The sequence below is a fragment of the Streptomyces crystallinus genome, assembly GCF_039521265.1.
Classification (GTDB): domain Bacteria; phylum Actinomycetota; class Actinomycetes; order Streptomycetales; family Streptomycetaceae; genus Streptomyces; species Streptomyces crystallinus.
This window is the reverse complement of the sequence record NZ_BAAACA010000038.1, coordinates 219428-239086: the sequence shown is the minus strand read 5'-3', so window position 1 is coordinate 239086 and position 19659 is coordinate 219428. Positions and strand designations below refer to the sequence as shown.

At 67.5% G+C, this 19659-nt stretch carries 21 protein-coding genes and 3 pseudogenes; 16 read left to right on the top strand and 8 right to left on the bottom strand.

Going from position 1 to position 19659, the window contains the following annotated elements:
- Positions 1–144 precede the first annotated feature (144 nt).
- Positions 145–390, top strand: coding sequence for a hypothetical protein (locus ABD236_RS27190; protein ID WP_344077934.1), 246 nt, complete (start codon positions 145–147; stop codon positions 388–390).
- Positions 387–554 carry a hypothetical protein gene (locus ABD236_RS27185; RefSeq protein WP_344077932.1) on the top strand — a complete coding sequence of 56 codons (168 nt, stop codon included), beginning with the start codon at positions 387–389 and terminating at the stop codon, positions 552–554. Before ABD236_RS27190 ends, ABD236_RS27185 begins: the two co-directional genes overlap by 4 nt.
- A gap of 185 nt (positions 555–739) precedes the next feature.
- Here ABD236_RS27185 and ABD236_RS27180 read toward each other — a convergent pair whose 3' ends face one another.
- Positions 740–1021: a hypothetical protein gene (locus ABD236_RS27180; protein ID WP_344077930.1), complete on the bottom strand. Its 282-nt coding sequence runs from the start codon at positions 1019–1021 to the stop codon at positions 740–742.
- 548 nt (positions 1022–1569) lie between these two features.
- Between ABD236_RS27180 and ABD236_RS27175 the strand changes: the two genes are divergently transcribed.
- From ABD236_RS27175 to ABD236_RS27165, 3 genes and pseudogenes are all read left to right on the top strand, one after another.
- Positions 1570–2307, top strand: a complete 738-nt coding sequence (locus ABD236_RS27175) for a hypothetical protein (protein WP_344077927.1) — start codon at positions 1570–1572, stop codon at positions 2305–2307.
- A gap of 345 nt (positions 2308–2652) precedes the next feature.
- Positions 2653–2961 (top strand): annotated as a pseudogene (locus tag ABD236_RS27170) (IS5 family transposase); the annotation flags it as partial.
- A gap of 70 nt (positions 2962–3031) precedes the next feature.
- Complete coding sequence (locus ABD236_RS27165) at positions 3032–3361, top strand: hypothetical protein (RefSeq protein ID WP_344077924.1); 330 nt, start codon at positions 3032–3034, stop codon at positions 3359–3361.
- 11 nt (positions 3362–3372) lie between these two features.
- On the opposite strand, the pseudogene ABD236_RS35090 reads toward ABD236_RS27165, so the two are convergent.
- Together ABD236_RS35090 and ABD236_RS27160 are read right to left on the bottom strand one after the other, a co-directional pair.
- A pseudogene (locus tag ABD236_RS35090) lies at positions 3373–3455 on the bottom strand (nucleotidyl transferase AbiEii/AbiGii toxin family protein); the annotation flags it as partial.
- A gap of 103 nt (positions 3456–3558) precedes the next feature.
- Positions 3559–3825, bottom strand: a complete 267-nt coding sequence (locus ABD236_RS27160) for a hypothetical protein (protein WP_425543963.1) — start codon at positions 3823–3825, stop codon at positions 3559–3561.
- A gap of 439 nt (positions 3826–4264) precedes the next feature.
- Here ABD236_RS27160 and ABD236_RS27155 point away from each other — a divergent pair, with 439 nt between their 5' ends.
- A complete protein-coding gene (locus ABD236_RS27155; RefSeq protein ID WP_344077921.1) occupies positions 4265–7615 on the top strand; it encodes an RHS repeat-associated core domain-containing protein in 3351 nt (1116 codons plus the stop codon).
- 1105 nt (positions 7616–8720) lie between these two features.
- Here the strand turns inward: ABD236_RS27155 and ABD236_RS35085 are convergent.
- Entirely contained in the window at positions 8721–8984 is a 264-nt protein-coding gene (locus ABD236_RS35085) for a DUF6233 domain-containing protein (protein ID WP_425543966.1), read from the bottom strand.
- 38 nt (positions 8985–9022) lie between these two features.
- Here ABD236_RS35085 and ABD236_RS27150 point away from each other — a divergent pair, with 38 nt between their 5' ends.
- The 3 genes from ABD236_RS27150 (at position 9023) to mihF (ending at position 10466) form a co-directional block, all read left to right on the top strand.
- Positions 9023–9652, top strand: coding sequence for a hypothetical protein (locus ABD236_RS27150; RefSeq protein ID WP_344077919.1), 630 nt, complete (start codon positions 9023–9025; stop codon positions 9650–9652).
- Entirely contained in the window at positions 9652–9879 is a 228-nt protein-coding gene (locus ABD236_RS27145; RefSeq protein WP_344077917.1) for a hypothetical protein, read from the top strand. The genes ABD236_RS27150 and ABD236_RS27145 overlap by 1 nt, the downstream gene beginning before the upstream one ends.
- A 272-nt stretch (positions 9880–10151) precedes the next feature.
- Entirely contained in the window at positions 10152–10466 is a 315-nt protein-coding gene (mihF, locus tag ABD236_RS27140; RefSeq protein WP_344077915.1) for an integration host factor, actinobacterial type, read from the top strand.
- Between the two features lie 36 nt (positions 10467–10502).
- On the opposite strand, the gene ABD236_RS27135 is transcribed toward mihF, so the two are convergent.
- Both ABD236_RS27135 and ABD236_RS27130 read right to left on the bottom strand, forming a co-directional pair.
- Positions 10503–11180 (bottom strand): hypothetical protein, encoded by a 678-nt coding sequence (locus tag ABD236_RS27135; RefSeq protein ID WP_344077913.1) that lies wholly within the window; start codon positions 11178–11180, stop codon positions 10503–10505.
- Between the two features lie 223 nt (positions 11181–11403).
- Complete coding sequence (locus ABD236_RS27130) at positions 11404–11820, bottom strand: DUF4259 domain-containing protein (protein WP_344077911.1); 417 nt, start codon at positions 11818–11820, stop codon at positions 11404–11406.
- 148 nt (positions 11821–11968) lie between these two features.
- Between ABD236_RS27130 and ABD236_RS27125 the strand changes: the two genes are divergently transcribed.
- The 5 genes and pseudogenes from ABD236_RS27125 to ABD236_RS27105 form a co-directional block, all read left to right on the top strand.
- A complete protein-coding gene (locus tag ABD236_RS27125; protein ID WP_344078002.1) occupies positions 11969–12865 on the top strand; it encodes a hypothetical protein in 897 nt (298 codons plus the stop codon).
- A gap of 135 nt (positions 12866–13000) precedes the next feature.
- On the top strand, positions 13001–13411 hold the full coding sequence (locus tag ABD236_RS27120) for a hypothetical protein (protein WP_344077909.1): 411 nt from the start codon (positions 13001–13003) through the stop codon (positions 13409–13411).
- Positions 13412–13507: 96 nt separating this feature from the next.
- Positions 13508–13720, top strand: a complete 213-nt coding sequence (locus tag ABD236_RS27115) for a hypothetical protein (RefSeq protein WP_344077906.1) — start codon at positions 13508–13510, stop codon at positions 13718–13720.
- A 316-nt stretch (positions 13721–14036) separates the two neighbouring features.
- The gene (locus ABD236_RS27110; RefSeq protein ID WP_344077904.1) at positions 14037–15344 is read left to right on the top strand and encodes a DUF6348 family protein; all 1308 of its coding nucleotides are present in this window, start codon (positions 14037–14039) and stop codon (positions 15342–15344) included.
- 284 nt (positions 15345–15628) lie between these two features.
- Positions 15629–15802, top strand: a pseudogene (locus tag ABD236_RS27105) (ATP-binding protein); the annotation flags it as partial.
- Positions 15803–15880: 78 nt separating this feature from the next.
- Here ABD236_RS27105 and ABD236_RS27100 read toward each other — a convergent pair.
- Positions 15881–16294 (bottom strand): hypothetical protein, encoded by a 414-nt coding sequence (locus tag ABD236_RS27100; RefSeq protein WP_344077902.1) that lies wholly within the window; start codon positions 16292–16294, stop codon positions 15881–15883.
- A gap of 810 nt (positions 16295–17104) precedes the next feature.
- On the opposite strand from ABD236_RS27100, the gene ABD236_RS27095 reads away from it, so the two are divergent.
- A complete protein-coding gene (locus tag ABD236_RS27095) occupies positions 17105–17752 on the top strand; it encodes a TetR/AcrR family transcriptional regulator (protein ID WP_344077899.1) in 648 nt (215 codons plus the stop codon).
- A 260-nt stretch (positions 17753–18012) separates the two neighbouring features.
- Positions 18013–19149, top strand: coding sequence for an FAD-dependent oxidoreductase (locus ABD236_RS27090; protein ID WP_344077897.1), 1137 nt, complete (start codon positions 18013–18015; stop codon positions 19147–19149).
- Positions 19150–19324: 175 nt separating this feature from the next.
- Here ABD236_RS27090 and ABD236_RS27085 read toward each other — a convergent pair whose 3' ends face one another.
- Entirely contained in the window at positions 19325–19657 is a 333-nt protein-coding gene (locus ABD236_RS27085) for a hypothetical protein (protein ID WP_344077895.1), read from the bottom strand.
- Positions 19658–19659 lie beyond the last annotated feature (2 nt).

Genomic DNA, 19659 nt, shown 5'->3' with positions numbered 1-19659 from the left:
CGTCCGCCAACAACGACGAGCGACGCTTCACGGGCAGACCGGCAACTGGTCCCCGACAACGATGGCGCTGGACAAGGTGCTGGAGGTGAGCGGCCACCAGGTCGGCGGCCACCAGTCGGCGGCCACCACTACTTCACGGCCCAGGTGCGATGGCTGCTCAGGGACGACCGCATGGTCCGCAGCGAGGTGCATGAGCGGGAGTACGCCTGGGAGACCCGGGTCCTGCTGAGCACGGCGGCGGACCAGACCATGACGGTCCTCGACTTTAAGCGTCCGGGGCCGGTCGCGGAGGAGGACATCCACGTGTCGGCGCTCCCCGAGGCGACGGAGGCGCGCCTGACGCGCTTGGGGGCAGCGCACATCGCGTCGCTGATGAACACCCGGCGATGAGGGCCAGCCTGGCCCGGTTCTCGGAGCAGTTCGGCCCTGACCTGTCACCGGTCGAGGAGGCGATCCGTAACGTCCTCAACGACAGCCCAACGTCCCGCGAGCTGAACGAGCAGATCGCCGAGGCTGCCCGCGACTTGCCGAAGGAGCCCGACGACAAGGAGTAGGCCGCGCTACCTTTGTGCCCCCCGTTGGCCGGGTCGCTGCCGAAGCTGCGCCCGTACCGGCAGGCGGACGTCGGTCGACCAGAGCGCTGCGGGGGCGGGGGCCGGGAGTACGCAGGGTTCTCAGCGGCGTCCGGCCCCTGCTTGGTGGTTGAGGGCGACGTGCCGCTGCTCGCGGAGGCGGCCGCTCAGGACGCCGACGCGGGTTCGGCCCTCCAGGACCTGCAGGCCGCTGCTCTCAGGTACAGCAGGCGTCGGTCGATGAGGAGAGGCGGGCGCCGCCACGTCCCGTGGTCTTCCCAGTGCCGACCGACTTCCGAGGCTCGCACCCGGTGGACCGGGTCCTGTGCGAAGTGCTCGATCAGTCCGGCGTCGCTCAGGCCGGTCGGCGTGGTGTGGAAGTCCGCGGTGGGGATCGTCTCCAGGGTCCAGGTGATCGCGCTCAGGTCGAGGTGTCCGTCGTCGTTCACGAAGGGGCCATTGTCGCCATGTTCGAAGAGGAAGTCCCTGAGCACGTCGTCCGGCCACGGGGAGGGCGGCCAATGCCGGGTCGGCGCGAAAGTGTTCGAAGCTGAGGCCACCGTCCTGGCGGCGCTTCATCAGCGAGCTGAGGCCGTTGAGGTTCATGCGTCAGATGATTTCCGACGGTGTTTCCCCTGACCTCGTGCCGTGACAGTGCGGGCACCCGGCTCGTTGAGAGGGATGACTCCATAGAGCCGAGCCCTGGGGAGGTACGGCTGGTCCCCCTGGAGCCTGTGGCGTGTCCGGCTCGGGTCAGCTTGACTGCCTCAGCTCGGCGGGCGATCCCGCCTTGCTTTCGGATCATCTCCCTGGCCGGATGACGACGGCGGCGAGGTGGAGTCCGGCTAGACAGATGGCGGCGGTCTTGTCCTAGCGGGTAGCGAAGCTCCTCTGGGAAGTACCGGCTCGCTGTGGTCTCACCAACTCCTATGGAGGGTGGGCCTCGCGGGACGGGGAATCCGCTGGTGACAGCCGCGCCGCGTATGGGAGATGCTTCATGGACTCAGGCAGGAAGACGCCCGACCACCGGGTAAAGGCACGCGAACGCCTCCCGCGCCACGAACGCCGCGGCGAGGCCCGGCTGCCCGCGGTACTCGCCACGCTCGCCGCGATCCTGCTCTACCTCGCCCTGCCGCAACGGCTCCTGTTCGTCCCGCGCTTCGTCCTGCCGGCGCTGGAGGTGCTGCTGCTGATCCCGCTGATCGCGGTCAACCCGCGCCGGATGACCCGGCAGAACCGCTTCTCCCGGATCGTGTCACTGGTCCTGGTCGCCCTGATCGGCATCAGCAACCTGGCCTCGCTCGGCCTGCTGGTGCACGCCCTGGTCACCGACAAGGCCCAAGAGGGCGGCCCCCTGCTGCTCGCCGCGCTCCAGGTCTGGGCCACCGGCATCATCGTCTTCGGCCTGGCATTCTGGGAACTCGACCGCGGCGGCCCGGTGGTGCGCACCCAGGCAGAGCGCTCCGAACTGCCGCTGGCGGACTTCCGCTTCTCCCAGGACGAGAACGACGACGCCATCGAGGAAGTCGCCGACGGCTCATCCCGCACCAGCGACTGGGTCCCCACCCTGATGGACTACCTATACGTCTCTGTCACCAACTCCACCGCCTTCAGCCCCACCGACACCATGCCGCTCTCCACCCGGGCCAAAGCCCTGATGGCCATCGAGAGCGTCGCCGCCCTCATCACGTCCCTGCTCGTCATCGCCCACGCAGTCGGCGTCCTCGACAAGTAGCACCACGCACCGGACCAAGCCGCGGAACGTCTCGCCACTCTCGATCCGCGCCTTGTTCCGGGCGAACTCGCGCTCGGCTGCCGGCAGCTGCCGGGGCGCACAGCCGGGGTGCCCCCAGCCGTCGGTCACCGTCGTGACGACCTCGCCCTTGGCTAGTCCTTGAAGCAGGCCGAGCAGGTACCTGGGTACGCGGCCCGCACCGCTCCGCGCGGCAGCGGCACTGCCTTCTTCGCGTCTGGCTTCCCGCTGCCCGCCTTTTTCTTCGCCAACTGCACTCGCAGAGGCCGAGGCCGGAAGCACAGCTGATTGCGAGTCAATCGTGCGGGGAACTGGCCAGCCGGATAGAAGCGGGCGGATGCGCTGTGCCGTGCCGACAAGGCATACTCCTCCCGCGCCAGCCGAGCCTGCCTCCGAAGGCGTGGAGTCCGATGCACGATCCCGGAGCCTGCCGATCAGGTCGCCAACCGCAAGCGGCGGGGGAAGGCCGACGGCCGGCCTCCGGCCTTCGATCGCGAGGACTACAAGGCCCGGCACGCGGTCGAGTGCGGGATCAACCGGCTCAAGCGCAACCGCGCGGTCGCCACCCGGTTCGACAAACTCGCCGTCCGTCTCGAAGCCACCGTTCTGATCGCCGCGATCGGTGAATGGCTGTGACCGGCCTGAGCTGTCGGTTCCTCATGCCATGCTGACCGCGACCAGGTGAACGGGTGAGGGGAAGGCAACGATGGGGGATCACTACTACGGCGCCGACAGCGAGAACGGCGACCGAATCGACGACCCCTCCGAGGACGCGCTGTTCATGATGATCAGCGACCTCAACGACTCCGACAACACCTTCGTGGTCGTCCAGCCCGCCGAGGACGACCCCGTCTGGTTCGCCTCCGTGGCCGTCTTGGACGAAGGGAGTTACGAGATCGTCCGCCGTGACACCACCCGCAACGAGCACGAAGTGACCAGGGCGACCAGCATCAACGGCATCGCCCGCGACCTCACCATCTGGATGGCCGCCCGAGATTTCCCCGGACGGCCAACCAGGCAGGTCAGCGAGTTCTAAAACACGGCCTAGCCGCCGGTAATCACCAGAGGGTAGGCGTGCCGATGGCCAGGACGTCGGCGAGGAGCCGGCGGTGCAGATCCGTCAGATTCACGCGGCGGCAGCGCCCCGCGTGGTAGCCAGCTCGGGGAAGGTGCTCTCCCACGCATCGCGGATGAACCGGCTGAGCAGGGTACGCAGGATGGGCCATTGGCCGATCAGGACGTCACGGTTGAGGAAGACTTCCAGGTCCTGGCGCTGCCCTTCGGCCAGGACGGGACGGTGCGGTACAGGCTGATCCTCGACTTCAGGCCGCTCAGCTCGTAGGAGCGGCGCCCGGACCAGACGACGTGCAGCGGCAGGTCGACAGTGCCCTGGGCGGGGCCGGTCAGGTCCTCAAGGTGGGCGGGCAGCCGGCGGGTGTCCCGGGCACACAGCACCTCCGTGGCGTCAGGTACCGGGGAGCGGGGAGACCTGACGGCCATGGGCCAGTATCGCGCGCCGGGCCGAGGCCAGTCACCACGGACACCCCCACCTATCCGGCCCGCCGCCTGGTCTGGCGCAGTGTCCCTATCAGTCGATCGTGCCATGCGGCCCGCTGTCGCAGTGGGTGCGGAATGCGCCGTTGCTGACCGCCTCGCGCCGCAGTGACCGCCGCATGCCTCGGAGAGGCGGACCTGGGTCTTTAGCCTGACAGCGGCCCGGGCCCAGCAAGAAGGGTGCTGTTGCTCCGAGGTGGGTGAAGACCGGATCTGCCCGGTGTGCCCATCGTCCTTCGGGGTAGAACCGACCGCTTGTGCGGTTTTCTGTGGCAGGTTGTGTGGCTCCGGTGGCCGCTGTGGCCCCGGGTTCCCGGATCGACATCTTCCTGGGGGAAGCCGCATGTCCTTACGTGCCGGTGGCACGCCGTTTCGGCGTGCCCGTATGAGAAAGATCCCGCTCGCTGTGCTGGGAGCGGCTGTCGCGGGCGCTTTGACCCTGACCGCGCTACCGGCGGCCACCGCGTCGGCGGCGCCGGCCCCGGCCTCGGCGTGGGGCAAGCAGAGCCCGCGCTTCGAGGTGCCGCCGGTGAAGACCGGCACCAACAAGCCGGCCGCGGCGCAGCCGGAGAAGGAGCCGACTGCGGAGGCCGCCGCCTGGCGCCGCGCCCAGAAGCAGCACGCGACCACCTCGTCGACCACAGCTCCGCGACAGAGTGCCGCAGCCATCAACACCTATGTACCCAAAGGCCAGGGCGCGGTGCCCTGGCACCAAATCTCCGACTTCCGCATCACCGACTCCCTGGTGGGCCGGGTCGATTACTCCACTGGCAACCTGATGCTGGCCGCCACCGACTTCGAGGTCGCCGGGGTGGGGCAGAAGCTGCGCCTGTCCCGTACGTACAACTCCCTCGACGCCCCCTGGGGGCGGGTGACGCAGCGCTGGTGGCAGGAGTACGAGCGCTACCTCGACCTCGACTTCACCAACGAGGTAATCCTCTACGACGCCACCGGCGCCACGCTGACCTTCACCAAGAACAGCGACGGCTCGCTCTCCACACCGGCCGGCTACTCCAAGGACCTGAAGAAGAACTCGGACGGCACCTACACCCTCACCGACCGCAAAACCGGTACCAAGGACACCTACAACTCCTACGGCAGCCTGACGAAGGTCACCGACAAGAACAACGGCACCATCACCGTCACCCCGCACGACGAGGGCGGCGAGCAGAAGGGCTTCAAGCTCACCGAGACCCGCTCCGGACGCTGGATCGACCTCCTCAAGACCGACGCGTCGCAGTGGCAGGCGAAGGACCTCACGGGCCGCACTGCCGTCTTCGACCTCGACCCCGCTGGCAACCTCACCAGGACCGCCGACACCGAGGGCAAGACGACCACCTTCGGCTACGACTCCTCCGGCCGCATCACCAAAGTCACCACCCCCGAGGGCCGCGTCACCGTCTTCACCTACGACAGCCAGAGCCGCCTGACCTCGATGCTGCGCGCCACCGGCTTCAACGGCACCGGCGAGTCCGGCCCGACCTACACCTACGCCTACAGCGCCGACACCCCCACCGCGGCTGGTACGACGACGGTCACCGACCCCGAGCGCCACACCACCAAGTACGAGCACGACGGCGACGGCGCGGTCACCAAGGTCACCGACGCCCTGAACCACTCCCGCTCGCGCACCTACGATGCCCGCCACAATCTGGCCACCGCCACCGACGCGATGGGCACAGGCGGCACCGGCGCCAACATCACCACCTACGGCTGGGACAGCCGCAACAACCCGACCTCCGCCAAGCTCCCCACCGGCGCCACCGCTTCGGCCACCGGCTACCAGACGATCGCCGGGACGGACCTGCCCGGCACTGTGACTAACGCTGATGACGAAAAGACCGACTACAAGTACGACGCGGTCGGCAACACCCTCTCCGTCGCGCAGACCGGCACGGGAGGCGGCGCCCGCACCTTCGACTACAACCCTTCCACCCCGACCTGCGGCGGCTTCGAGGGCCAGACCTGCAAGACGACGACGAAGATGACCGACAGCCATTCGGTCGCGACGGCCTTCCACTACGACAGCAAGGGCAACCTCGACAAGGCCACCCCACCCGCCCCGCTGGGCACCACCACGTACACCTACGACACACTCGGCCGCACCGAGACGGTCACCGACGGCCGCGGCATCAAGACCGTCTACGTCTACGACCACCGCGACCGCGTCATCAAGGTCTCGACCACCCACGCCACGGTCACCTACGCCTATGACGGCGACGGCAACCTCACCCAGCGATCCGACGGCACCGGCGTGACCAGGTACGCCTTCGACCCGCTCTCCCGCGAGACGGTCCGCACCCTCCAGGACGGCTCCCAGACCCGCCTCACCTACACACCCGCCGGAAACGTCGAGACCTACAGCGACCCCGCAGGCGTCACCGCCTATGCCTACAACGAGGTCAACAAACTGAGGGAGTTGAAGGACCCCACTGGCAAAACCACCACATACGCCTACGACAACAACGACTTCCGCACGAAGACGAACTACCCGGGCGGCACGGTCCAGTCGATCAACCCCGACAAGTCCGGCCGACCGCAGACGATCAAGGCAACGTCCTCCAAGGGCACCCTGGTCGACCTGGCGTACTCCTACCAGAACGGCACCAAGGACAGCACCAAGATCCGCACCACGACAGACGCCGAGGCGAAGCGGCAGACCACCTACAGCTACGACGGAGCAGGCCGCCTCACCTTCACCCGCGACGTAGACACCAGCGGGGTACCGAGCATCGACGTCGTGTGGGCGTACTGCTACGACCGCGCGGGCAACGTCACCTCCGAAGGCAACGTCTTCAACCAGACCTGCCCCTCCCGCACCACCTACACCTACAACGACGCCCAACAGCTCACCGCGAAGAACGACTCCACGACCAACTGGTCATACGACGCCACCGGCAACGAGACCGCCGGCGCCCCCACCCCGGAGACCACCCGCACCGGCGAGACGTGGAGCGACTTCTCCCAGCTCACCTCGCTCACCACGGGCAACAAGACCTACACCGGGCAGTACGCCTCCACCGATCAGAGCGAACGCATCCGCCTGGGTGACACGTACTTCCACAACGGCCCCCTGGGCCTGTCCGGCACAAGCCTGGGCGGCATGGACACGGGATTCAACCGCGAACCGCAGGGAACCCTCAACTCCATGACGACCGGGACCAGTTCGCTGTACTACCTCACCGACGCGCTCGGCTCAGTCATCGCGCTCGTGGACGACACCGGCACGAAGGTCAACAGCTACACCTACACCCCCCGCGGCGCGTCCCGTACGACCACGGAGAAGACCCCCCAGCCCTACCGCTTCGCCGCCGGGTACCAGGACCCCACGGGCCTGTACCACCTCGGCGCCCGCTACTACGACCCCAACCTGGGCCGCTTCACCCAGCCCGACCCCTCCGGCCAGGAGAAGAACCCCTACCTCTACGCCGAAGGCGACCCGGCCAACCGCATCGATCCGCAGGGGCTGATCAGCCTCAGCGGCGTGGCTGACGCACTGGGGCCAATCGGAGACCTCATACAGGGTGGTTATCACCTGCTGAATGGGGACGCAAATGGACTGTGGGGCGATGTAGCCGGACTAGCGGCGGGTGCTGCCGTCGGCTTGGGGTGTGAATACGTCATGACATCGGCGGCGGCTCCCACTTTGGGCGCTTCAGCGGCGGCCGGCCAGCCTATCTGCTACGCCGCTGCTTGGGGAGCGAGCACGGCAGTATCCAACCTGATCGGCGGGTAAGAACCAGTCAGATTGGGCGGGCAGCAGCAACGTTGCCCGCCCTCTCTGATAAGAAACGGAGTACTCATGGCACGTCTAGGTCGTTCCATGGAACAACAAGGGCGCATGCGGATGCTCTACGCCATGACGTCCATAGCTCTGGCAGTGCTCCTCATCTCTGGAGTAGCGCTCGCAATATTGGGAAATTCTAAGGGGTGGATTGTTGCCGTCGTGGCTGCGGTCACATGGATCAGCTTGTATATGACTCACAAATACAACAAGCGGGCGACGTGAAGTGCACAGCCCCCCTGGGGATCCCGCGCGCGGTGCTCGGGGCAGGAGCATGGCGGAAGGCCGGGGGAACAAGTTCTTGCGTCCCTCCTCACCAGGGAGGGAGGTAACCGGATAGCTCGAGCGTTCGAGACGCTGTACGGGTCAGAGGCGGCGATCCGCAGGAATGCGCGATTCACCGCCTTCGCTTCCCTAGTGTTGATCGCTCTGGCGATCTTCCTGGGAATGAAGGGGGACGGGATGCGGCTTACCCGCTGCTCGTTGTAGCGGCCCTAGCAGATGCCGCATGCCTCGCTGCGTGGTTTGTATTCCGCAGGAAGCAACTCTGAACGGTATGTGCAGCTGAAGTAATGAGGAGTTCCGATGACTGTTTCGTCCTCCAGCGCCTACCTGGCCCGCTCGTACACATCGCAGGGCAACTGGGTATAGTGCTTCTGATTCTGGCTATCGCCGCGATCGTCGTCCCCATTATCATTGCTCGAACCAAGCGCCGGTGAATCGATCAGTAGAAACGGCGAGGGTAACTGAGTTGCCCCGTGACCCCGAACGACGTAGTGCTCGCCGCGTGAGGTTCGAAGATGTAACACGAGTCTCCGCCTCTGGCTCTGGCCCGATTTCCCGGCGCGGCAACTACGCGTACCGAGCGTAGTACGGGGCCATCTGCCTGGCGGCTGGTCGACGATAGCCGCATCTGAGCAAGCCATCCGGAGCGCCGTCCGGGACACAGACTGGCACGGCAGCGGCTGGAAGCGGTGCGAGTAGGAGTATTCATGGGCCGATTCGGCGAGAGGACCTATGGGTCCAAGGGCTCGATGCGACGGAACGCTCTCATCACTTACATCATCGGGGTGCTGCTATTGATCGTGGCGGTCCCTCTCACCATCAGCGGTAACGCGGCTGGCTGGTTTGTCATCGGGCTTGTCGCAGTCGTCTGCTCCTTTGTCTTCATTGGTAGCAAGAAAATGTAGACGCCTTCGGCCAGGGTGTGGCGGGCGGTGTCGCGGTCGACGGCGCGCATGCGTCCGGCGTGACGCAGCAGCCAGCATTCGCCGGTGTGGACCGCGCCCGGCAGGTGCGGGCCGCCCAGACCGTGTTCGATGGTCCACTCTGATGGTGGCGTAGCCGTTCGCTCCGTTCGTGTTCGGCTTCGCGGCGCTTGAGGTCGGCGATGGCCTGGCCGATGGTGCCCAGAACAACTACTTCCAGCTCGTCATCGACGATCCCGAGGAAGCCGCAGCGCGTGACCTCGCCCGCACGGTGCTGGCGCAGTGGCGCGAAGAGGCCCGTGTGCGCGGCTTGTTCGATCCGGTGCCGATCCCGGTTCCCTGGAAGGCTGTGCAGGACCCGGAATTCGGCGATCACCCCCACCTGGCCGGTGGCAGTGCCAATGGCAGCGGCGCAGACCTGGGGGCCTTCACCCGGGCATTCCTCGCGCTACGGCAACGTCGGCTCGTGGTGCTGGGTGAGGCGGGAGCCGGCAAGACGTCACTGGCTGTGCTCCTGGTGATCGACCTGCTGCAGCTGATGGGCACCGGTGACGCCGTTCCCATCCTGCTGCCGATCGCGTCGTGGCGGCCCGGCGAGGAGCATCTGCACACCTGGTTGGAGCACCATCTTCTCCGCGACTACCCGCACCTGACGGCCGAGATGGCACGGGATCTGATCCGTGACGGGCGCATCATGCCTGTCCTCGACGCTTTCGCAACACGGCTCAGCCAGGACCTCGCCTACACAGCCGCCGCGTACGCAGGTCCGGCGTCACGGTGATGGCGGCGGTACTCGGGCACGTCGACGGCGACTTCCATGCAGCGGCCGGCATCGCGCCCTCTCCCCCGCTGCTCACCCCTGAGCCCGAGTTCGTCGCGCCCAGCTGGCGCTACCGAATGCTGGACAAGCTGCTGCGCCACGCGCCTGCTCACACGATGACCATCCCTGGCCTGCCCGACGACTTCACCGTCAGCTCCACGGCCGCGCTGACCGGGGAGACGTCGTGATCGGTGATCTGCTCATCCCCGCCCTGCTCGGCGCGATCCGCTGCGGCGGCTATGCGTCTGGTTCGTGTGGAAGCGGCAGCACCACGTGACCCACGACGCGATCGAGCCGCTGGAGATCCTCTCCAATGCCGTTACCCGGCCGACCCTGGCTCCATGAGGCCCCTACGCGGCGCCACCCATGCGTCGGAGTCCCGTCAGGGAGTGCTGCGGCGGCGCGGCCCCTCTACCGAGGTCCGTTGACGGCGAGACCTCGCTGCGAAAGGCAGGACGCCATGGCTCTCCCCACCCTCACCAACGACGACCGTGACGCGGCCCGTCACAAGGCCATCCTCGCCCGGCAGGCACGCAGCGCATTGCGGGCGAGCCTCAAGGCGGGAACCCTGGCGCTCCCGCAGGTGCTGAGCCGCGCCGACACCATCATCGGCCGCATGTTGGTACGGCAGCTGTGGACCGCGCTTCCCGGCATCGGCCAGGTCCGCGCCACGCGTTCGATGACCGCCCTGGGCATTCCCGAGGGACGCCGTGTCCAGGGACTTGGGCCGGCTCAGCGCGCTAAGCTCCTGGAGGAGTTCCCCAGCGCTGCGTAGGCTGCCCGCCCGGTGGGCGTCACGGCGCTGGTCCAGTCAGCCTCCTGCAGGAAGCTTGCCGACGGCTGTCTTCATGTGACGGTCCACCAGGGCGGGGGCGCCCACCAGCATCACCACGACGTTGCCCTTACGGACCGCCATCGTTTTCAGTACCTGTGCCCCGGAGGGCAATTCCAAAGTCGAGGTATAAACGAACTGCTCATCGCCAAGATTCGGTGGAACTGACTTGGTGACCTTCACCTCGATGGGGATGGTGCCTGCCGTCATTGTGTACGTGGGGCACGAGGTGTAGGCACCGAACAGCTCGCGCAGCTTGCCGGAGAGCACCGAGGGGCGATCGCTGTGCAGCTCCTCGTCGAGCGTGGCATCTCTGGTGTACGTGAAGCTGGTCTCTGCCTTCGCGGCGAACATCTTCTCTTCTCCGCTCTGCCCCAGTTTCTCCAGCGCGGGGCAGCCTTGCACCGCGACATCGTCGAACTTGTCGCTGCCGGGCTTCTCTTGGACGTGGACGTAGCCGGTTCCGAGGTCTGCCTGGGTGAGCAGCAGGGGGTGCAGGGCTGCCTCGGCGAGAGGTCTCGGCTCCGCCGCCGGCTTGGGCCGCGGCTTCGCCTCATCGCCGTCTTCCCCGCCACTGCTGCAGCCTGTGCTCAGTACGCCGCACAGGGCAGCGGCCAGGATCCACCGTCGTGTCCCGGTCGTTGAGATGCGCATCATATGGCTCAACTCCCTTGCCGTTTCCCGGGTCATGACACTACTGCCTCGTGTGGATCAGGCCTTCGTTGCCTACATAGTTCGGTGTTGCACCGCGCCAGGTGCTGTTGAGCCCGATCGTCGGCCGCCTCCCCCCGAACCGCGAAGGTGCTCAGCGTGCGGCCACGATGGTTTGGCTTTATTCACGCGTTGTGGTTCTGGCACGCCTTCCGTGAAGCGGTCACGATTAGTGCTCAGTGGGTGTTTCGAGTGCTTGGAGGATCTGCCGTACTTCCTGGCGCCACTGGTCAGCGTCAGCGCTGTCCACCCAGCCGATTGCCATTTCTGACCGATCGTGGAGAACCCGGTCCAGTGCGACTCTCGCCGACGCGCGCAGCGAGGGCGGCAGTTCGGGCAGTGGTTCCCTGGGGCCGTCGTCCGGGTCAATCACGATGGGACTGTCCGGGAGGGTGCTCGCGACGAGAGCACCGGCGGCAACGGCTTCGACCCCGTCTCCGCCATCGACGCGTTCTCCCGAGTAGGTGACTCGCTGGAATGCCCGCTGCAGCACCTCGATGACCTGCTGATGGGCGAGTCGTTCGAGCTCATCGACGAAGTCTGCGGCGAGATCGCTGTCGAAGGGGCCGGTTCCCCACGTTCCCATGCACTGCTCCTGATAGGGCTGTCTCGGACGAAGGCATGGTTCCAGGAGCCACTGACATCGGTCACGAGGCGCGGAAGACCCCCTTGCGGAGCAGTGCGAAGCCAGCCCGGCCAAGCATCTGGCGCTTGAGCATCTTGATCCGGTTGACGTGTTCTTCGACGACGCCGGAGTTCCAGGGCAGCGTCAAGCCAAGGAAACCCGGCACCGGCAGGCGCGGATGCAGCAGCGCACCCCCACCCTGGTCCCCGTCCTGCCGCAGCTCGTCCGCGCTGCCGAGGCCCGGCTGCAGCACGCCACGCTCCTGCTCCAGGCAGCCCGCTCCGCGAAGCCGGGTGACGAGCTGACCATCTCGCGCTATCGCCGCACCGGCCGTAACGGCAGCCACTGGCGCCCCACCGCACTGTTCCTCGCCCCCGTCGACCAGCCCGGTCCCCGGTTCGATGCCGAATGCAAGGAGAACAACGCCTTCTGGACCTGGGCGAGCATCGAGGTCCTGCGACGCGCGAAGGCCAGGATCGAAGAACTCCTGGAGCTCACCCACCTGAGCCTGCGTCAGTACCAGGCACCCGCCGGCGAGACAGTGCCGCTGCTACAGATCAGTCCGTTCAAGACCGACCGTGAACGCGTCATACCCGCTGCCCGGACTTCGTCGTCGTCCTCACCCGGATCATCCGCCGGATCAAAGGCACCGGCGAGCGGGCCGCTACGCGGGGTGCAACCCGCGGGCGACGCCTACGACGGTCTGCCGGAGTTCTTCCGGTTCGGCCCGATGCAGGATCGCTTCCTCGGACTGTCCACCAAGGCGATGGGGCCGAAGACACCCGTTCTCGGTTGTGAATGCGGCGAGTGGGCATGCTGGCCCCTCATGGCCCGCATCACTGCGACGGCCGACTTCGTGATCTGGGACGGCTTCGAGCAACCGCACCGCAAGGCTCGCGACTATGTGGCATTCGGTCCGTTCCAGTTGGACCGTCACCAATACGATGACGCTTTGCAAGCCCTGAGCGCGACGATCCGCTCCGACGTCGACGACACGCGCGCGTGAGCGAGCGCCACCAGGCGCGGCCTGCTGGGCTGAGGGATGGGGAAGCGGTTCTTGGAAAGATTCGAGACGGAGAGTCTGGCGCTCATGCCTGGCCAGAACGTGCAGGCCAGGGTCCTTAGCCATCACCCATGGGGTGTGCTCGTTGAGATCGTTGGTTACGAGAACGCTGGTCTGTCGGCCTCTATCGACATGATCCAGCAGTTCTCCCAGACCACGAGCAGCCACGACGAACTACTCGCGCTCTTTCCACCCATCGGTTCACAGATCGATGCAGTGATCGAGCAAATCCACCGCTGGCATCCGCCGGTATCAGTGCGGCTCACCATCCGACCTGCTGACCTGGAGTCGCTGGTCGGGAGCTGCGACTTCTGTGGTGAACCGATCACGTTGGGCCCAGGTGGAGACGCCCTCGTCCTGGACTCGCGCAGCAGCGACGGTCCAGGAAGCCACACCATCATCTCCCACCGGCAGTGCCTGGCCGAGCGCATCCGCCCGGAGAACCGTGGAGAGCGGGCGCGAGCATTAAAGATCGGGAAGATGTGCTGAAGTCGTGGGGCCCGCGCCTACCGGCAGGGAGGAGCTCGACAGCTCATTCGGCGGGACCCGAGCGATCGTTCAGAGAAGCGTGAGTCAGGTGCCCCCATGCTCCGCCTCGACCTGGCTCAGGAACCCCGACTGCTGGAGATCGAAGCCAACACCCACCAGCGCCTCCGGGAGGCCCAACGGATGCAGTGGCTCGGTGAGGTCGCCAGCCTACAGGAGAGCCTGCGGCACATCGCCGACAAGAAACTGCAGCCCGAACGGCTGCGAGCCCAAACCGGCCGAGCTGAAGCCGGGGTCACCGCCCTTGGCTAGGCGATCACGCCTTCGCGATGATGTGGGCCTTCAGCCCCACCCGGTCGCCGCCACCCTTGGAGTACCAGGGGCAGCCGACCATCCTCCAGTCCTGTGACCCAACGGGTCAGCGCCCGAGCGGACACGATCTCGAACATGTCGGTGTCCCGCTGTCCAGGGCGACTCGATCTCGTCCCGGCGCGCGCTGTGGTCAGGAAGGTGAAACAGGATCTGCGGCCGGGCAGCGAAAACTTCGAGGTCCGGTTCAAGCGCCTGGCACGTCCGGAGCCCCAAGCCCAGGCGCTGCCTGGCCGGCCGGGCTCAGTACCATCCACGGGTGTCTTGGATACGACGTCGTACGCGCAAAGAGGAACCGCCGACGAAGCGGCTGCCCGACCTGGAGTTCCTCGCGCTGGTGAGGGACGGGCTCGAAGAGTTCGCGCCCGGCGTGACGCAGGGCGCCCAGCTCAAGGGGAACTCGTTGACCAGCCCCCATGGATGGGCCGTGGCCGTAGCCCCGCCGCACCACGGGGGCGGTCACCACTACGACCTCGTCGCGCTACCAGACGTCGGACTCCAGCCGGACGTGCCGTGCTTCATGGACTGCGTTGTGTCGATGTCCGCCGATCCACAGGACGCGGCGAACACATGGGTGCAGACGGCAGGCGCCTGCCTGCTGGAACTCATCGACCGCCGCGAGCACTTCGCGGACCACGAGAACCCCGACGACGAACGCGGCGTGCCCGGCTGGCACGTGATCACGTCGGGCGCGGTCGGTCTCGGACACAACGTCGACGAGAACCGGCGGATGCAGGGCGCGCTCCTGGAAGCGAACGTGTTCCACCGGATCGCCGGCTCCTTGACTGCGGACCTGGAATCGCCCTTCTTCAACGGCGTCAAGGTCTTCTATGGCGGCAGCCCTGGCGCCATGCAGGCCGAGATCCGCGTCAACGGTGAGCGCCACGAGGCCGCATCGTCAGCGATGTCGGCGCTCGGACTGCCCGAGCCAACGACATTCACGGCAGTACGGTTCTATGCGCTGCTGCTTCCGGTACCGGCGGGCAGCGGCCAGCCGAGCTACCCGACGGCCCGGCTCGATCTCGCTCCCGCCTCCGCGGAAACCAACGCCCACAGCCACGGCACCGCCTGCGCCTGCCGAGGCCACCTCGACCCGGAGCACCCCGGCTTCGACCTCGCCCTGCCTCACCTGGTCGCCGAGCTCTCGGAGGAGGAGCGCACGCGCCGCGTGAAGTCGGACACGGGCGCAATCATCATCGCGGAGGGCGTTGGCAACTTCCTCAAGGTCCGCCTCCCGATCCGTCTGGACGACGGACGCACGGTGGTCTACCTCGCCTGGGTCTACCTCCAGGCAGCCGTGATCGACGACTTCGTGGAGCGGGTCCGCAAGGACGACCTGGCCGGCCACCGCTTCGAGGGCCTGCTGTGCAATGCCATCGGCCCCTGGGGCGAGGACGTCCTGCGCGCCCCCGTCATCCTCGGCGGCCAACGGATCAACGAGGACGGCTCGATCCGCCGCAGCGAGGTTCTGGAGTCCAGCGACCCACTGCTCAGCAACGTACTGAGCAAGTCCTGGCCCGCCGCATTCGTGCTCGGAGACCGCTTCCCCCGCTCGCCGTCAAGCTGAGGGGCTGGCAGGGGAAGCGAACCCGAGGGCGCGGAGCTTGACCTAGTAGGGCAGGCATGGGCGCTCTGCAGGCACGGCAATGACCCGTCATCCACGCGCCGACTGAAGTGCAGAGGAGTGTCTTCGCGTCCTGCGGCCAGGAAGCCTTCTTCGAGGGGCACGTGCACGCGCTGCGGACGCTGGGCGGGGTGCCACGGAGGAAGGTCCGCTACGACAATCTGAAGGCCGCCATGGCCCGGGTGTTGGGGCTGAGTCGGGCCAGGGTGGAAACCGACTGGTGGACCGAACTCCTCTTCCAGGTTCTGACCGAACGGGACGAGAAGAACAATATCGCCATCGCCTCCAACGAGTCCTTCGGCGGGCTGGGCCAAGGCCTTTACCGGTCCCCGTCTCTGCGCGGCCATCGTCGACCGCCTCACCTTCAACGCACCATCATCGAGACCGGCACCGACTCCTAGCGCCTGGCCAGCACCCGAGCCCGCGCCGAAGCCGCGGTCAGCTAGGTTCCGCCGGGACCGTCGACCACTTCTCCAGTCTCAAGGGGAGTCGGCCGGCGGCCCTTCGGAGCGAAGCAGGGCCCGCAACTCGTCGGGGGTGAGAGGCTCTGGGTCACGAACGGGCTGACCGACGTCGGCAGGCCAACTGGGACGGAAACGTTCGACAAAGTCTGTGAAGTCGGGCCGCAGATACCGCGAGCCGGAGGGCTTCAGCCGGACCTGTTGGCGACTATCTGCCCACCAGATCTCGAATTCGGCAACCGTGCCTTCCACGGGCCAGTCCTTGCCGTTGTCCGGCAACAGTAGGACGTCAACAAAGCCCCCGACGCTCAGGCCGATGTCCACGAAGATCCCGATCGCTGCGGGCCGGGGAACCTTCACCACGGTGCCCTCGAAGACCTGCCCGAAGCGCAGGTCTCTCCGTATCCGAGCCCACTCGGCATCTGTCACCACGAACTGATCATCGCACCTTTGTCCGGGCCGCGAGCGGCTGGGACTCAACGTGAACGATCGCAGCGTTCCTTCACGATGTTCGCCTCATCGACTCGACACTGCCGCTACTGCTCGTGTCTACAAGCCAGATGCTGACCAACCGCTGCTGAAACTCATCGAAAGACGCTGCCACCGAACGTGAAGAAAACCAATGGTTGGAGTGTCCGGGCGGAAAGCGCTGAGTGCGGCCTGCAGGTCGTCGGCCAAGACGCCGATGTCTGAGGTGGATGGCGTTCCACATGGCGGAGGAGGCTGACCAGCCGTGCGTCAGTATGAGCGTTACGTCGGATGGGGCGCTGGATTCGCGGCGGCAGACCGTCAGGCGCGCACCGTTCGGTCCCCAGGTCCACCCGTTCTGCTGTCGCGGTGAGGTCCATCGGGCTGCTCGACGGGGACGGTGAGGTCGACGGTGGAGCTGAGGATGGCCGGCCGGGCGGCGCCGAGCGTCCTCATGATCTTGAGCACGCGTACCCCGAAGCAGTCCGGACCGGCTCTCCGCGGTGCACGCGATCCGCCCGCGGCTTGGCCGGACGGACCTCGAAGCGGGGGCATAAGGTGCAGCCCAGTGACGGCGCATGGCGAACGGGCAGGGGGCAGCGTGGACGCGCACCGATGGTTGCCGTGGCGGCACCGGCGGCCTATCTCGGCGGCCGCCCGGATGATCGCCTCGTGGGATGCCACCGTGCGCCTGTCGGAACGCGCGCATCTTCTGTGGCTGGCCCAGCAGATCACCGAGGCCCGCACCACGGCGCACGCGCGCGCACGCACCTCGTGGAGGTCGCGGCGCAGCTCCTGCGCGAGCACGGACCGAGCGGCGTCACCACCCGCGCGGTCGCCCAGGCCGCTGGTATGCAGGCACCCGCCATCTACCGGCTGTTCGGAGACAAGGACGGGCTGCTCGACGCCGTCGCCGAACACGTTCTCGCCGCCTACGTCGACGGGAAGGAGCCCGGAAACGGCGGCGATCCGGTCGCCGACCTGCGCGCCGGATGGGACACACATCGGCTTCGGCCTGGCCAACCCCGCCGTCTTCGCCCTTCTCGCAGCCCCCTCCCGCCGCACACACTCACCGGCGGCCACCGCCGGCCTGGACGTCCTTCGCGCGTTCACCACGTCGCGGCGGCCAGTCGGCTTCGCGTCCCCGAACGCCGCGCCGTCGAGCTGATCCACGCCGCCGGCACCGGAGCCGTGCTGACCCTGCTCTCGATGCCCCCGCAGGACCGCGACACCGGCCTCGCCGACGCGATGTTCGACGCGGCCGCCCGATCGATCCTCACCGAGCTGCCGGCCGTCGCCGAGAACAGCACCGCCGCGGCCACCTTCGCCTTCCGCGCCGTAGTCCCGGACCTGCCGACGCTCACCACCGCCGAGCGCTTCCTGCTGTCCGAGTGGCTGGACCGGCCCACCCCCACCACCTGACCGTTCAGGACGCGGCGGACAAGCACCGAGCCGCACCGACAGGCGCATAAGGAGCGGCAGCCGGCGTCCACCGACGCCCAGTGGGTGCCGTGTAGGTGCCGTGTCGGTGAGCTGTCGACGCCCGCAGGCACAGTGGTCATGGCCGGCACCGATCACCACCGCATCGGAGCCGGATACTCGCCCTCCCGACTACCGGAACAGTGCACCCGGCCCGACCCGCCGGGGCCTGCCCCGCAGTCCACGATCATGGAGAAACCACGATGACCACCGACATCACGATCATCGGCGCCGGGCTCGGCGGACTCACGCTCGCCCGCGTCCTGCAAGTCCACGGCATACCGGCCACCATCTACGAGGCGGAGTCCTCCCCGGCCGCGCGCTCCCAGGGCGGCATGCTCGACATCCACGACTACAACGGCCAACTCGCACTCAAAGCCGCCGACTTGATGGAGGAATTCCGCGCCATCATCATCGAGGGTCGTCAGGCGATGAAGGTGCTCGCACCGGACGGGTCCATCCTGTTCGACCAGGCCGACGACGGCACAGGAGGACGCCCCGAGGTGCAGCGCGGCGACCTGCGCCAGATCCTGCTCGACTCGCTTGAACCCGGCACCGTCCGGTGGGGGCGCAAGGCCACTGCCAGCCGTACCCTCGACGACGGGCGCCACGAGGTGACGTTCGCCGATGGCGGCACCGTTGTCAGCGATCTGCTGGTCGGCGCCGACGGTGCCTGGTCGCGCGTGCGGCCCCTGCTCTCCCCCGCCACGCCCCAGTACATCGGCAAATCGGTCGTGGAGACCTACCTGTTCGACGCCGACACCCGCCACCCCGTCACCGCGCGGACGGTCGGCGCGGGCGCGATGGTCGCGCACTCACCCGGCAGGGAGATCTTCGCCCACCGGGAGAAGGGCGACACCCTGCACGCATACGTAGGAGTGGCCGAACCGCAGGAATGGTTCGCCGCCGTCGACTTCACCGACGCCGCCGGGGCGAGTGCCCGTATCGCGCAGGAGTTCGGCGGCTGGGCGCCGCAGATCACCGCACTGATCACTGACAGTGACACCCCGCCCGTCCTGCGCCCCCTCTACGCGCTGCCGACCGGGCACCGGTGGGACCGGGTACCCGGGGTGACCCTCCTCGGCGACGCCGCACACCTCTCCGCCCCCAACGGCGAAGGCGCCAACCTCGCCATGCTCGACGGCGCCGAACTCGCCCAGGCCCTCGCCTCGCACCCCGACGACGTCGAGACCGCCCTCACCGTGTACGAGCGGGCCCTGTTCCCCCGTAGCGCCCAGGCCGCCCTTCTCGAACCCGGCGACAGTCCCCAGAGCGACACCGGCAACAACGCCGTCGACGACCTGATCGCCGCCTACAGCCGGGAGGAGCAGAGCCGATGACTCCCCACCGGCCGGTGACGGCCGGAACGAGCTCGTGATGCGCTCGTGGTGGCGTGCGGCAGCTCGCCGTTCGCCGCGGCGGTCGGACGGGGCCGACCGGGATACCGGGGCGGGTGCGGGGTGCGGGTACGCCGGATCCCAGGCCGCCTCCCGTCGCCCGCCGCGCCCCCGCCCGTCAGCGGACTTCGATCGTGATGTACGAGATGTTCTGCCGATAGGGCGCGGCGCACGCGGCCTTGGAGGTCTGATACCACTGCACCCACGGGCCGTTGAACGTGTACCTCTCGTCGTTGACTCCGTCCCGGCAGGTGATCACCACCCGCTGTTGACCCGGCCCGAAGTGGCAAGTGGAGCTCGCGGTGGCGTGGTCGAGCTTCGTCGACTGGCAGCCGTGCGGGGCGGCGCTCGCCGGTGTGGCGAGCGCGACGGGCACCGCCACGGACGCGCCCCCGAGCAGCAGTGGCGCGGTGAGCAGGGACGTCATCATCTTCTTGCGGCGGCCGCGCATGA